General features: G+C 41.9%; 17 protein-coding genes and 1 pseudogene. 6 read left to right on the top strand and 12 right to left on the bottom strand.

Going from position 1 to position 13,553, the window contains the following annotated elements:
- Positions 1 to 27 precede the first annotated feature (27 nt).
- The 5 genes and pseudogenes from ABC357_RS13210 to crcB all read right to left on the bottom strand — a co-directional run bounded on the left by ABC357_RS13210 (position 28) and on the right by crcB (position 2,830).
- Positions 28 to 519 (bottom strand): GNAT family N-acetyltransferase, encoded by a 492-nt coding sequence (locus ABC357_RS13210; protein ID WP_412887960.1) that lies wholly within the window; start codon positions 517 to 519, stop codon positions 28 to 30.
- Between the two features lie 48 nt (positions 520 to 567).
- Positions 568 to 1,268 (bottom strand): annotated as a pseudogene (locus ABC357_RS13215) (Type 1 glutamine amidotransferase-like domain-containing protein).
- 31 nt (positions 1,269 to 1,299) lie between these two features.
- Positions 1,300 to 1,872 (bottom strand): histidine phosphatase family protein, encoded by a 573-nt coding sequence (locus tag ABC357_RS13220; protein WP_412887961.1) that lies wholly within the window; start codon positions 1,870 to 1,872, stop codon positions 1,300 to 1,302.
- Positions 1,873 to 2,090: 218 nt separating this feature from the next.
- On the bottom strand, positions 2,091 to 2,453 hold the full coding sequence (locus tag ABC357_RS13225; RefSeq protein ID WP_412887962.1) for a fluoride efflux transporter FluC: 363 nt from the start codon (positions 2,451 to 2,453) through the stop codon (positions 2,091 to 2,093).
- On the bottom strand, positions 2,453 to 2,830 hold the full coding sequence (crcB, locus tag ABC357_RS13230) for a fluoride efflux transporter CrcB (protein ID WP_412887963.1): 378 nt from the start codon (positions 2,828 to 2,830) through the stop codon (positions 2,453 to 2,455). Before crcB ends, ABC357_RS13225 begins: the two co-directional genes overlap by 1 nt.
- A 251-nt stretch (positions 2,831 to 3,081) precedes the next feature.
- Here crcB and ABC357_RS13235 point away from each other — a divergent pair, with 251 nt between their 5' ends.
- A complete protein-coding gene (locus ABC357_RS13235; protein ID WP_412887964.1) occupies positions 3,082 to 3,291 on the top strand; it encodes a hypothetical protein in 210 nt (69 codons plus the stop codon).
- 149 nt (positions 3,292 to 3,440) lie between these two features.
- On the opposite strand, the gene ABC357_RS13240 is transcribed toward ABC357_RS13235, so the two are convergent.
- On the bottom strand, positions 3,441 to 3,899 hold the full coding sequence (locus ABC357_RS13240) for a GNAT family N-acetyltransferase (RefSeq protein ID WP_412887965.1): 459 nt from the start codon (positions 3,897 to 3,899) through the stop codon (positions 3,441 to 3,443).
- A 95-nt stretch (positions 3,900 to 3,994) separates the two neighbouring features.
- Positions 3,995 to 4,393: a hypothetical protein gene (locus tag ABC357_RS13245; protein ID WP_412887966.1), complete on the bottom strand. Its 399-nt coding sequence runs from the start codon at positions 4,391 to 4,393 to the stop codon at positions 3,995 to 3,997.
- A gap of 204 nt (positions 4,394 to 4,597) precedes the next feature.
- On the opposite strand from ABC357_RS13245, the gene ABC357_RS13250 reads away from it, so the two are divergent.
- From ABC357_RS13250 to ABC357_RS13260, 3 genes are all read left to right on the top strand, one after another.
- Positions 4,598 to 5,269 (top strand): DUF6944 family repetitive protein, encoded by a 672-nt coding sequence (locus ABC357_RS13250; RefSeq protein ID WP_412887967.1) that lies wholly within the window; start codon positions 4,598 to 4,600, stop codon positions 5,267 to 5,269.
- Between the two features lie 150 nt (positions 5,270 to 5,419).
- Positions 5,420 to 5,614 (top strand): hypothetical protein, encoded by a 195-nt coding sequence (locus ABC357_RS13255; protein ID WP_412887968.1) that lies wholly within the window; start codon positions 5,420 to 5,422, stop codon positions 5,612 to 5,614.
- Positions 5,615 to 5,752: 138 nt separating this feature from the next.
- Positions 5,753 to 6,949: a CynX/NimT family MFS transporter gene (locus ABC357_RS13260; RefSeq protein ID WP_412887969.1), complete on the top strand. Its 1,197-nt coding sequence runs from the start codon at positions 5,753 to 5,755 to the stop codon at positions 6,947 to 6,949.
- Between the two features lie 297 nt (positions 6,950 to 7,246).
- Here ABC357_RS13260 and ABC357_RS13265 read toward each other — a convergent pair whose 3' ends face one another.
- Together ABC357_RS13265 and ABC357_RS13270 are read right to left on the bottom strand one after the other, a co-directional pair.
- Entirely contained in the window at positions 7,247 to 7,681 is a 435-nt protein-coding gene (locus tag ABC357_RS13265; RefSeq protein WP_412887970.1) for a universal stress protein, read from the bottom strand.
- Positions 7,682 to 7,836: 155 nt separating this feature from the next.
- Positions 7,837 to 8,964: a M20 peptidase aminoacylase family protein gene (locus ABC357_RS13270; protein ID WP_412888660.1), complete on the bottom strand. Its 1,128-nt coding sequence runs from the start codon at positions 8,962 to 8,964 to the stop codon at positions 7,837 to 7,839.
- Between the two features lie 145 nt (positions 8,965 to 9,109).
- Between ABC357_RS13270 and ABC357_RS13275 the strand changes: the two genes are divergently transcribed.
- Together ABC357_RS13275 and ABC357_RS13280 are read left to right on the top strand one after the other, a co-directional pair.
- Positions 9,110 to 10,540, top strand: coding sequence for a YfcC family protein (locus ABC357_RS13275; RefSeq protein WP_412887971.1), 1,431 nt, complete (start codon positions 9,110 to 9,112; stop codon positions 10,538 to 10,540).
- A gap of 223 nt (positions 10,541 to 10,763) precedes the next feature.
- Positions 10,764 to 11,453 (top strand): hypothetical protein, encoded by a 690-nt coding sequence (locus tag ABC357_RS13280; protein ID WP_412887972.1) that lies wholly within the window; start codon positions 10,764 to 10,766, stop codon positions 11,451 to 11,453.
- Between the two features lie 39 nt (positions 11,454 to 11,492).
- Here ABC357_RS13280 and ABC357_RS13285 read toward each other — a convergent pair whose 3' ends face one another.
- From ABC357_RS13285 to ABC357_RS13295, 3 genes are all read right to left on the bottom strand, one after another.
- Positions 11,493 to 11,939: an NUDIX hydrolase gene (locus ABC357_RS13285; RefSeq protein WP_412887973.1), complete on the bottom strand. Its 447-nt coding sequence runs from the start codon at positions 11,937 to 11,939 to the stop codon at positions 11,493 to 11,495.
- Between the two features lie 45 nt (positions 11,940 to 11,984).
- A complete protein-coding gene (locus tag ABC357_RS13290; protein WP_412887974.1) occupies positions 11,985 to 12,545 on the bottom strand; it encodes a DUF1697 domain-containing protein in 561 nt (186 codons plus the stop codon).
- A gap of 97 nt (positions 12,546 to 12,642) precedes the next feature.
- Positions 12,643 to 13,524: a TIGR01777 family oxidoreductase gene (locus ABC357_RS13295; RefSeq protein ID WP_412887975.1), complete on the bottom strand. Its 882-nt coding sequence runs from the start codon at positions 13,522 to 13,524 to the stop codon at positions 12,643 to 12,645.
- Between the last annotated feature and the right edge of the window lie 29 nt (positions 13,525 to 13,553).

A 13,553-nucleotide genomic window follows, 5' to 3' on the forward strand; every position in this document is an offset into this window, starting at 1 on the left:
CCACTCCCACTTGCCTTTTAGGGTTTTCTATGCATTATTTTCCCTAATCTGTTTTTCCAGCAAAATCTCATCCAAGATGGCTATTCCATTTCCTGCAATTAAAGGAATTTCAGGTTTACGGAGCCTCGCTTCTGCCACTGCATCACGGATGATGGAGACCATCCGATAGCCTCTTTTCTGGTAGAAATCAAGCGCTTTTATATTATCATTCGTTGTAATCAACTCTATTTTTAGGCATCCGTTTCTATATGCATGGTTTTCAGCTGTCAGGAGTAACCTGGATCCGATTCCCCCATTTTCCCGCACACTATCCAAGGATACAATCTCACATGTAGCCCCTTTCTGAAAAAGGGTGACCAATCCTATAATTCCGCCGAAGTGATCGACACAAGCGAACCCCTCCAGTTCTGAACATCTATATGTCCCTGTCGAAATAATCATTTCATTACTGCCCCATTGTTCCCGAAAAAACGCATTCGTCCTATACACAGGCAATTGATCTAACGCTACGATATCCATTTGTCCCATCCTTCCTTTTGAACAGCTCACTTCCTCTGCTGCAAGCAATCAGTCCAGCTCCAAGCATTTGACATTCAAAGGAATTTCAATCCATTCTCCATTCCTTGCATGGATTGAACAAGCCTGTGCTCCGGAAGATGATGATACAATCTGTGCAAGCTTGCTATCGACATAATGCAGGGCAACGCCATTCGCTGCTGCCACTCCTCCCTTTAAGGAAGAATTGCCTACAGCGGTACGGTATGCCTCACTGTACAATTCATCATTCCCATAATGGGGGCAATGACTGCCGGAAATAAACCCCAAACATGCGATAGCCTCGAACACTCCATCTACAGCGTCATGGAGGCCTTCTTCAAACCAACACATGGATCCTGCGCTTAAACCGGCTAAAACAATTCCGTTCTCATATGCCTCCCGCAATATCAAATCCAGTCCATTTTCTTTCCATTGCCCTATCATTTTCTTAGTGTTGCCTCCGCCGACATAAGAATATCTTTTTCCATTATGTAATCTCTTAAATCTCTGCTTGGAGGATTTGACAGCAACAAAGAAGAAGGCAAGCAGCCAAGCGCCGAAAAAGCTTTATTAAAGGACTCTTCATATAGCCTGTCGTCACCGCTCGCAGTCGGCAAAAAGCAAACAGCAGGCTTTTCCTTCCCGCTTTGCTGTATGATAAATTGATCCAGAAGAGGATTATTGAGCTCCATCGAAAAACCTCCCCCACCAAGCGCTATGATTTGTTTCATTTCCCTTTCCCCCATTCATAAACCATTCCTTTTAGACAGGCTGTTTGATCCAAACTCGTTCTATGGCAGCAAATTGGCCATTACGGAAGATGAGTTTATATACTGCTGCCGTATGGCTGTTTCCAGGTAAATCCTCATGTTGTTCGTCAAAGTAATTTAAAATGATAGACAGAATGTTTCCGTGCAATCCGATCACAATAAGCTTTCCGGCAAACGTTTTAGCCACATCATATACTCCCTCCACTCCCCTCCTTAGAGCGTCATTATTCGATTCTCCTCCTGGATAAGCAAAAGTAGGACGGTCAAAGCAATAACGCAGACTGGCTGCAATGTCCTCTATTTCATACGCATCTTCAGCCAGTTTTCGCTCCCTGAAACGGCCATCCATGGTCAAATCAACGCCATTTTGGACAGCCAGCCGGCCTACTGTCTGTATCGCACGAGGATAAGGACTTGAAATGACCGCACTAATCTTTTTTTGTTCCAGGATCATTCCGACTTCTTCCGCATCCTCCTGGCCTTTTCGATCCAGCTCTATTGTCCGCTCCTGCAATATACTCTCCATCGAAAAAGCATGTCTGATTAGAAAAATTTCCGTATCCATAAAAGCTCCTTTAAAAACCTTTTTTCTCAACATTCACCCATCTGTTCCCCTTGCCAAATAAAAAACAACATCTTGCTCATATAATAAACTGAATTTTTTAATTTTTTTAAAAGTATATCCATTATTTGACATGAAATCAACCTCTTCTCCCTAGAATGCAAGGAATACAGCAGAAAGTTATCTCACATGCAAAACGGCCGCCATTCCTCCGGCGGCCGTCATATAAATCCCCCTATAGTATAGCCTGCAAAAGCTAGCAGGGCCCCTCCGCAGAAAGTAATGGCCAAATAAAACAAGAATCCTTTCCTTTCACCGCTTTTTACCATTTTCACCAATTCTAACATGAGGGTGGAAAAGGTTGTAAAGGCACCCATAAACCCTGTCCCGGCAAGCAGCATGATGACGGGGTCAGCCTTCATGCCCGATAATAGTCCGAGCAAAAAGGAACCGCTCAAATTGATCAGTAAAGTAGCAAATGGATAGCGAACAGATACAGTGGACAGTACCGATTTGCTTATTGAAAATCGGGTTACGGCCCCTAAAAAACCCCCGATAGCAACCAATAAAACGTTCATCGCCATTATTTAGCTTCCTTTCTTTCAGAGGCAGCATGATATCCTAAAAATGACATGGCAAGACCCCCGATCATCGATAATGCGGCATATAAAACAGCCATCAGGGCATGGCCGCCTTGAAACAAGGAGACCGTCTCAACGCTTAATGTGGAAAAAGTCGTGAATGCCCCAATAAATCCTGTTCCGATTGCCGACTTCCACTCATCCGGAATAGCCGTTCTTATAAAGACAAAAGTAGTCAGCCACGCAAGAAGGAAACTGCCTATCAAATTGATGGAAAAAGTGGCGATAGGAAAGAGGGATCCATTCCATGCCAATAATCCGATTGCATACCTTAGCACGGCCCCCAGCGCGCCTGCCAGGCCAACATATATGTAAACCATGTTCTAAAAAACCTCCCGGATAATAGATGAAGCATCATATTCATTATTATATCTTCTTTAGTCAGCAGACTGTATCGACATTAAAAATCTATGTGCAATCCATGTAGATTCTTCACTGTCTTTTCACAAACTACAGCTGTCTTTGAAAAAAGTTGCAAATAAAATTGGAGATACATTTACATTATTCTAAATCTATTGATAGCTCTTTTTCTATGACCTATACTATGAAAAAAATGAAGGAGCGAACTCATATGGCTTACCATACAATCAAAGAAGACATTTTCCATTATTACAATGAACAAGGATCCTATCCAAAACATATTAAATTAAATAAGGATCTGTTCATAGCGCTAAAAGAATCCGGTCATATCAACTTATCCGTTGTAAACCCTTCCAAAGTAACCTTTTTAGGTGTAGAAGTACTGGAAGACCGGGGTGTAGAAAAATACGAATTACTTTAATGCCTGTTATAGCTTGGAGAAATCCAAGCTTATTTTTATCCAGGCAATCCCAGCCGCGGCTCTAATTGGCGCCTTAGTGCTTCAAATCCAAGTAAAAAAAGGGCTTCCTGCGAAGCCCCTCTTTTTCCCACAGCCAATTTTGACCTGCCCTACGATTTCAACTCTAACTCCAATTCAGTTAAATAGACGCCATTCCCAATTGGATGCTGATTTACTTCTTTGAATCCATGCTTTTTATATAAAGCGAGGGCAGGAATGTTGCGGGAACCTGTAGAAACTATGATACACTGCTCCCCTGCTAAATTCTCCAGAAAAAAGCAGAGGATTTTTTGCCCGATTCCTTTGCGGAAATAATCAGGATGGACGACAAGAGAACAAATGCGCAGCTTTCTGTCCTCCTGTCCATAAGAAATGAAGCCGGCCATTTTATCTTCCTGAAAAAAGGCTGTATAGGTGTCTTCACTTTGCTGAATTGTTCGGGCTGTCTGCTTTAGCGCGGGAATATCATGGCAACCGATCAATTCTGCTTCCACCCTATATGCAGGCAGTTGGATGGACAACAACTCTTCCGCAATATGAACCTGCCTGTGATCCACTTTTTTAATCATCTTTTTCGCCTCTTCCCTTTTTATCATACAGAAAAAGTGCCATAAGAAAAACCTTTCAATAGTATGAAAGGTTCTAGATTAATAGACGGGGCTTTTTACAGCCTTCGCTTTTTCTTTTGCTTCCTGAAATAACGGGTCACGTCTCTGACTATAAGCTGCATAATAATATATATGGCAGCTGTTTTCAATACTACCCCTTGGACATCCATATATAGAAAATTTTCTGTACTGCCCCCGAACGGAAAAAAGTGAATGGCAAGACACGATAGAACAGCCATCAACAATTGCACTGGCAATACAAATTTCAATTTGATCCCGCTTGAAAGAATGCCTGTTACGAGCGTACAAACAAAAGGCAGCCAAAGCAAGGTAAGAGCCATTGAATAAAAATACCCATTTTCAATATTCAAATAATATAACTTATTATCCAGAAGGAATATCAAATAAGGAACAGGCAATATTGATAATACAAGCCAAATAATTTTGCTTCCCATGCAAAGCCCTTCCTTCACTCTTTGTCTCTAACAATAATATAGCAGATTCCAAATCAGTGTTTGTGAATATGAACGATTCTTCAAGAAACGTTCCTTCGGTCCCCACGATTTTTTCACCAACACCTTTTTTCCATAACCGCATACACATAAAGAATATATAATCCTCGAAAATACCTATGGTCTCTTTACTCGGAGGCGGATAAAATGGCCCTCGAAACAGATTTGCAAATTAAGTTCGGAACGATCCTTTCTTCTGCAGGTTCGATAGTCACGGCGATTGCTGCAACCCCTTCATTCTCCTTCACAAATAACCAAATCAACGGATTGAACCTAGCAGGGAACGTAATGCAAGCAGGAGGAAACGGCCTAGTCGCAGATACAGAGACTGAGGTACTTCCCGCCGCTTCCGATTTATTGAAGGCTGCTGGCAATATTGTGATAATCAGCGGGCTTTTTGGCTTTATCGAACAAATAAAACAACAAAGGCTGTTCATAACGGGCAATTGGCTTCAGGCTGAAGGGGGATTCCTTGCTGCCTTTACCACTCCAATTGACCTCAGCCCGAAAGTCAAATCGTTTGTTGTTACCGGAAATCTCCTTCAAGGGATTGGGAATTCACTACAGGCTTTAGGAATAGCAGATAACCTGGAAGATCTGATTGATTCTGCTGCCCAATTCCCCCACTTTGATTACACCTATAACTCTATGAGTTCTCCACCCAATTCCAAGGGGATATCTAAAGGGACAGAGCTGCTTTTCATCGGCAGCTGGCTGCAAGCAATCGGGACCGTCCTCACTGTCATCGCTTTATTTCTTCCGCAAGAACAAACAGAAGAGGATAGCAATAAGGAAAAAAATAACTCAATGCCTAAATAAAGGATTATGTCAACCCTTTTTATCTTACTTTTTATATTTTTTGTGTTTTTTCAAGATATAACTATGGCATTTTTGTGACATAAATAGTACAATAATAGTAACAAAAGTTCATACAAACAAAAAATGGGATAAAGAAAAGGGGTATATGCTATGAAAAGTCCATTATTATATTTTGGATTATCAATGTTCATTGTATTCGGGGGAGCTTTCTTAATTCGTTTTATGCAAAGCAGCAATTTCTATGTTGTGGAAGCCGGAATGGCGGCGGTTGGTGTCGTCTTGTTCTTGGCAAGCTTCTTTGCTAAAGATGAAATAAAACAGCATTCTCATGCTGAATCGCGATAAGAGCTCTTTCAAATTTATAGTTGAATGTCTGGGGAGCTTTCACTATAATGGAATTACTCAATTAAATAAGAATGAAACGGATAGCAGTCAGTGCTTTGAAGGGTACTGGCTGCTTTTTTTCGTATAGGAGGGAAAACAATGAAGAAAACGACTCTATTTTTAATCGGTATGCTGTTGGTTTCCTTCAATCTTCGACCAGCATTGACCGGAGTTGGACCAGTAACCGAGTTTATCCAGCATGATTTATCCTTAACTTCCAGTGTGATAGGGATACTCGCCATGCTTCCATTGCTTTCTTTCGGTTTTATGTCTTTAGCCGCTCCTTCTTTAGGGGCACGGACCGGGAACAGTAAAGCAATTCTTTATGCACTTATCTTATTATTAATCGGAACTGCTCTGCGTTCAGCAGGTTGGATATCGTTATTATTCATAGGAACCTTATTAGTAGGTGTAGGAGTGGCAACAGGAAATGTGCTTGTACCTAGCTTTGTGAAAGAGAAGTTCCCCAAGAAAGCAACCTTTTTGATCGGGGTATACTCTGCTGTTCTATCCTTGGGCGCTTCCATAGGTTCTGGGATGACAGCTCCTCTTGCTTCCGCGTGGAATTGGCAGATAGCACTTGGCAGCAGCGGCATCTTTGTTCTGATTGCTTTAGCTGCTTGGATATTTGTAGTCAAGCATGACAAGGCCGAAAATGCAAATGACAGGGGAAAGCGTCCTCCATTTCCTTGGAAGCAGCCGATCGCATGGTATGTGACCTGCTTCATGGGGGTTCAATCTTTACTTTTTTATAGCTTGATCAATTGGATGCCACAAATGGTTGCGGACCGCGGAGTATCCATTTCCACTGCCGGCACTATTGTGATGGTCATGCAATTAGCCAGTCTGCCATCGAATATCATAACGCCATACTTTGCAGAAAAGTATGATAACCAACGAGTATTGGCAGTTGTGATCTGCTCGATTTATCTGATTGGAGTATTGGGCATTTTCTTTTTGCCTTCCACATTATTCTGGCTTTATGTGAGCGCCATTATAATAGGTGTTGCCCAAGGAGGATCCATTTGCCTGGCTTTATTATTGATCAATCTGCGGGCCAAAACACCAAGCGAGGTAATGGTCCTTTCCGGCATGTCGCAATCATTCGGCTACTTCATAGCAGCCATTGGCCCTCTAGCCTTCGGTATAATGAAGGATGCCACAGGCACATGGGGATTAGTCCAGATCTGCTTGTTGGCTACTATTATCATTTTCGCCATTCTCGGCTGGTTTGCAGGCCGCAACGAATATATCCAGGTCCGTTCGAGCGGCATGGATCATTTAATAGATTCATAAGGGAATAAGGGGCTTCACCCGCTCCTTTCCGATTACCCGCAATAAAAATGATCCAAGCCCAGCGCATAAGCATTCGCTTTTACTTTACAAACAGATAAATAGCCACATAAACAAAAAAGAATCGCAGCTGAATCAATTTGTCTGCGATTTCTTTTTGTATCCGGAAATTCTATCAACTACACATAAAAATATGTTGGTAAACTATGAATAAGACCTATCCGATAAGTATGCGGATAGGTCTTAGCTTTCGCTATTAATAACCGTTCTAAGCGCTTAATCCGAACCTGTCATGCGCCGTCAAGAACGGACAACAAGGACATCGCATGCCGCATTCCGTGCGATTGACTGAGAAACGCTTCCCAATATAAAACGCTCCATCGCATTCATGCCTGTAGCTCCGCAAACAATCAAGTCTGCTCCATACTTTTCAGCAATCACCTTTGGAATTTTGGATTTGGGAGATCCAAGTTCCAATTGGCTTACCGCCTCTTTCACCCCAGCTTCCACAGCTCTCTTTTCATATTCTTCCAGAAGAGATTGCCCATACCTTTTAGATGACTCTATAATTGAGACATGGTATTCTTCGACTCCCGGAGAAGTAATAGGATCGACTACATGGGCTATAATTAACCGTGATTGATGCCCTTTTGCAATTTCAACCGCTTTTAAAAAAGCTTTTTCAGCTGCCTCTGATCCATCAATAGCCACAAGGATATTTGAGTAATCATTCATGTATATCTCCTCCAATCTATATAAATCCTATTATAATATAGAATTGTGGCATAGATTCCCGATAAGAAAGAAAAATGTGATAATGACGTTACAACTCATGGCGAAATTTTTTTATGAGAGTTCAACCCTAACATAATGGAAGATTTGACTATCCATTACTTAGCGATACAAGCGTGCATTGTTTTTTCGACCGCTGTTTCCAAAATATCAATTGCAGAAAAGATAGCTTCCCTATTGAATGTCATTTTCGGATGATGAAGGCCTGGCTGAAGCCCGCAGCCGAGTCCAAGCATAGTGGCATGTATGGATGGATCGCTGAGTGCATAATAATGGAAATCTTCGCCTCCTGGGGACACAATCGGGCTATCACACTGATGTCCGCCTAAACAGTGCGATATGGCAGCTGCCATTATTTCAGTGGCTTGCTCATCCAATTTTGCTGCCGGCAATGCATGCCTTTTGGCAATCTCAATGGTTGCACCGAATGATTCGCCGATGAACCGGCTTGCTTTTTTTATCTCATTTTCCACTAGATCCATCATTTCATTCGTTTGGGTCCGCACATCTAAGCTGAAATATGCTTTGGCAGGAATTATATTGGAGCTTTCACCGCCTGCTCTAATAGATGTCATCTTAATAGAGTGCGGCACCATAGGATTCATGTGGATCTGGGATAACCTATTCACTAAAGCAGCAGCTACTTCAATACTGTTTACACCTAAGTGGGGCCTTGCGCCGTGAGCCTCTTCCCCAATGATGGCACCCGAAAAATGGGCGCTTGCTCCATGCAAAATGGCTGGTGTTGCTCTCCCGTCTTCCGTCTCTTGCTGGGGCCTTACATGCACACCATATAAATAGTCTACATCTTGAAGGACACCCTCTTTGACCATCTTTAATGCACCTTCCCCCTTCTCTTCAGCCGGCTGAAAAATAAAACGGATGGTGCCTCGCTTTATCCTTTCTTTATTAGCTAATCTCATCATCACACCCAAAACGATCGCCATATGGGCATCATGTCCGCAGGAATGGTTCGCTCTGAATTCCCCATCCACCTCCTGCCAAAGTGCATCTATGTCCGAACGAACAGCAATAACCGGCAGGCCTGCCCCTAGCTCTCCTACCACTCCAGTGCAATCTTGAAAAGTACGGATACTGCATCCATATTCCCTTAACTTTTTTTCGATATATTTTGTTGTCTCTACTTCTTTCCAGCTAATTTCTGGATGATCATGCAAATAAGTGAACACTTCTTCAATCTCAGTTTTTATTTCTTCCTTCTGCAACTTCACTCCTATTCCTCCTACTGGTACCATCTGCTTAAATGGCATTATTTTAAAAATATGGATTGAACTAACATAAAAAGAATGGTTATAATATATCACACTATTTATTAACTGAATAGTCAAACTATTAAAAGGAGGACATCCTATGGAACCATTACAGACAACGATATCCCCCAAAAGCAAAAAGCCGCGCCTGAAAATGCCGGATGCTTACGTCTTATTATTTTGCATAGCCATTATTTGTGCTGTTGCCACCTACTTCGTGCCCGCAGGAGAATTTGATAGGCAAACAAAAGGGGATATCACTACTGCAATACCAGGAAGCTACCATTTTATCGAACAGATGCCAATCAGTTTTGTAGATTTCTTTACTTCCATTCAAGATGGAATGATCAATTCCGCACCTATTATCTTTTTAATTCTTTTTACTGGAGGAACCATTGCCATACTGGAAAAAACGGGGGCAATTAATGGTCTTATACATAATGTCATCAGTAGATTTAGGACAAAGCAATTACTGTTTATCTGTATAGTAGGCGGGCTATTCTCTATATTGGGTACAACAGGGATTGTCGTCAATTCAGTAATTGGCTTTATTCCTATCGGCATCATTGTCGCCAGATCGTTGAAATGGGATGCGGTGGCTGGGGCAGCGGTAATCTATATAGGATGCTATGCAGGCTTTAATGCAACTATCCTTTCTCCGTCGCCTTTAGGTCTATCTCAAAAAATAGCGGAGCTTCCGCTCTTTTCAGGCACCGGTTTCCGGTTAGTGATTTATGTATGCTTTTTGCTCGCAAGCATCATCTATATTTATTTATATACCAGAAAGCTTAAGAATCCAGCCAAGGGCAGTGTTCTGGGAGATGATTGGTTCCCGGAAAAGGGGTTGGCAAGCGATGCCGCCATGGATCAAAACACGCCATTTACGGTGCGGCACAAGCTTATATTAGCTGTAAACGGATTAAGCCTGCTTGGATTTTTGTTCGGCGCATTTAAACTCGGATGGTCCGATAGGGAAATGGCAGGTGTTTTTATTTTTATGGCAGTCATTTCTGGCTTGATTGGAGGATTAAAAGCCAATGATATAGCCAAAACCTTTATAACAGGATGCCAAAGCTTAGTATATGGCGCCCTGATTGTAGGTATGGCTAGATGTATTTCTGTTATTTTGGAAAATGGAAAGCTATTGGATACGATCGTGAACGCATTGGCAAGTTTACTGGACGGCTTCAGCCCAGTGTCAGGAGCAGTGGGCATGTATGTATTAAGCGCTCTTTTGCATTTTTTCATTTCTTCCGGTTCAGGAGAGGCTGTTGTATTCATTCCGATCCTGGCACCTTTAGCGGATTTGATGGGAATAACCAGACAAGTCGCCGTTCAGGCGGTTATGTTAGGCGAAGGAGTTGTCAACTGTATAAATCCTACATCAGGCGTCTTAATGGCCGTTTTGGCTTCAAGCGGGGTTCCCTATGTGCGCTGGCTCCGTTTCATGCTGCCATTGGCTCTTATCTGGTTCCTGATTGGTTTGGCAGCTATTTGTATAGGGGTGCTTATCCAGTGGGGGCCGTTCTAATAACAAAAACTACGCTTTTGTTGACATATCTGTTTGGTGAAGTTTTCATTACAATTAAGCCTGATAGCCATGATCAGGCTCTTTTTTTGTACCCGTTAAAAAACTGAAAACAACTTCATTTTAAGGAAGGCGGTTTTTCTTGATATATTTATAGTAAAGTCATTCATACAACAATGTCTTTGAAAACCGCTAAAAAAGATCAAAAAAACACGGAGCATCCCTCATGTCCAAAATAAATAAACTAATAATCGTTATATCAAGTATTTTTATTATTTCAACATGTGCTTTTTATACATATCAAAAAAAAGTAGGAATAAGAAAACAAATATCTTCTCTCAATTCTTTGACGATTTTGAACCAATACTTCGATTTAGTCGACTATTCTCTCAAAGGAAATAAACTGGATGTCTATATGAAGCTGAACTCTGAATTCGCTAACCTACCTTTTGTTGCTAAATATGGGGTGTTTCAATTAGGGCATCGAACCATCCAATACGGTTTGGTTGGTTACAAACCTTTTTCATACGCCTTAAATGGATTTGATGTGAAGCTTCACGGACGGCTTGGAAACGATCGTTTTGAATTTACAAGCAATACAGCAGACAAAACAAGGATCTATAATAATAAAGGATTTATGAAATTCAATGAACAAATCATCACTAAAGCAGATTTAAAGGAACACTTTTTTGACGATGAGCAGTTTCTAAAAGAAAAAACATCAAATGGATTCCCGAAAAAAGAAGTGTATGACCATATGGTAAACTTGTTTGCTACACTTACCAACCGAGGCATCGATTACAGAGCGCAACAAGACAATTCAATAATCATCGAACAAACAGCTAAAAAATTCGCTTTACAAAAAAGGGAGATAGGCGATATTTATTTAAGCTATTATTTATATTCCAATCGTTAAGCACCAGGCGATTTTCACTCCTTTTTTGCTTTTTAACATTCAGGAATTATACTCGGCAATCCTATTTACTGGAAGAAAGCGTTCTTTAATTATCCGATCAGCAATTTTCTTCTGTATTTTCGGTATTCGGAGTTGCTTGTCGTCAATAGCCATCATATCATTCATGAACACCCACTTGCTTCCAATGATTTCTTTCCCGTCTATGCGCAAGCAACCGCCGATCCTGTTAGCCATAAAGTGATATAAGAGAACTAGCTCACCTGTATTACTGATATACGGATATACGCCTGTAGTCGAGGACAACTCTACCTCCAGGCCCGTTTCCTCCAGAGCTTCACGGCAAGCGGCTTGATAAACACTTTCCCCTAGTTCCAATCGGCCAGAAGGAAAGTTCCATTGTCCGGCCGCATTCGTTTTTCCCTCTTGGATTAAAAGCACCTTTCCTTGTTCAACAATGGAAACACTGGCCACTCTAATAATCTCCATATGAAGCCCCTTTCCCAGAAAACATATTACATGTCCTTCCCACAGTCATTGATCCAATGCTTTCGCCATCGCCGCTAATTTATTGATTGTCTTCCAATTGCGTGCTGTAGCTGGAACACCCAGCTTATTCAATTGGCCCGCCAGCTTGGAATAACGGATGCTCCTAGGGAATAGAAGATAGACCTCGCGGCCGTCTATAACATATTCTTCCTCGCAAGATGCAAGTGTAGCGAGCATATCAATTCCTTCTTGTAGTGGATCTTCTTTAAGGAATGCCACATGCAAAGGCTCTCCCTCACATGTTTTATCCGCTTCTTCAATTGCCTGTTCTGAAAAAGGACATGTATGGATGATACGTTCAAGCTCCAGAGCATTTCTTACAACCACATCGATGCGAAAACCAAAGCGCCCTTCTATCTGTCGAGCAATCCCTCTTTCCACTTGCTGCGGATCCTCATCGGCTTCAAAGAGGACATTACCGCTTTGTATATATGTTTGAACTGTTTTCAGACCCATCCCTTCAAGAAGAATCCTTAATTCAGCCATTTTGATCTTATTTTTTCCACCAACATTGATCCCTCTTAAAAAGGCAATATAAACTGACATATCAAAACTTCCTTCCCTCTTCATTCAATCAACTGTGCCAAGCATATTCTTTCCAGAAGAGACTTCCCATTAAAAATGCCCCCTTCACTAAAGGACACTAAACAATATCTTCCAACGTTGCATCTAGATTCCTGAAAGCAAAGGTATATCCTTCATCCTCCAGCCTTTTAGGAAGAACCCAACGGCTTTTTAAAACCAATTCTGTTTCAGTTTGAATAAAGATGGCACCCATTTTCAGCATCCATTCAGGTGCAGGCAGGCTGAACCTGGCATTCATAGCTTTTCTCATTTTTTGCATTAACTCCCGATTGGTGACAGGCTCTGGCGCCGAACAATTAAAAATGCCCTGTAAATCTTTTCTTTTTTGTAAGAAGCGGATGATTCGAAACAGATCTTCAATATGGATCCAGCTGAACATTTGTGTTCCTTTCCCTTGGGCACCGCCAAGGCCATAGGTTACCATATGTCGATAAGGAGTCATTACCCCCCCATCCCTTCCCAAAACAATAGCAATCCGTAAGGCGATTTGCCGTGTATGCTTCAAATGATATTGAAAAAATGCATTTTCCCAATTAGAGGCGACATCCACGGAAAATCCGGTTCCTATCTCACCGCCTTCTTCTGTCATCGGGCGGTCTTCTGCATGACGATATATCGTTGCGGTACTGGAATTGACCCACAGCTCGGGAGGCTTTGCACATGCCTCGATGGATTCTCCAAGTATTGTGGTGGTTTTTATTCTGGAATCCATGATTTCCCTTTTCGCCTTGTCATTGTATCGGCAATTCACTGATTTTCCTGCCAAATTGATAAGAAGCTCCGCCCCTTCCAAATTCTCTACGATTCCATCACGGTCATCCCAGGAAATATGGCCGTCCCGGCGGGATATCATTTTAACATCATACCCCAGCCCTCTCCACTTCTGTACGAAAAATGAACCGATAAATCCAGTTCCTCCAGCTATGATCACTTTTTTCATGTACATGCGCTCCTTCGTCTTTTTCCATT

It is taken from the genome of Bacillus kalamii, from assembly GCF_047238185.1.
Classification (GTDB): domain Bacteria; phylum Bacillota; class Bacilli; order Bacillales; family DSM-1321; genus Bacillus_AD.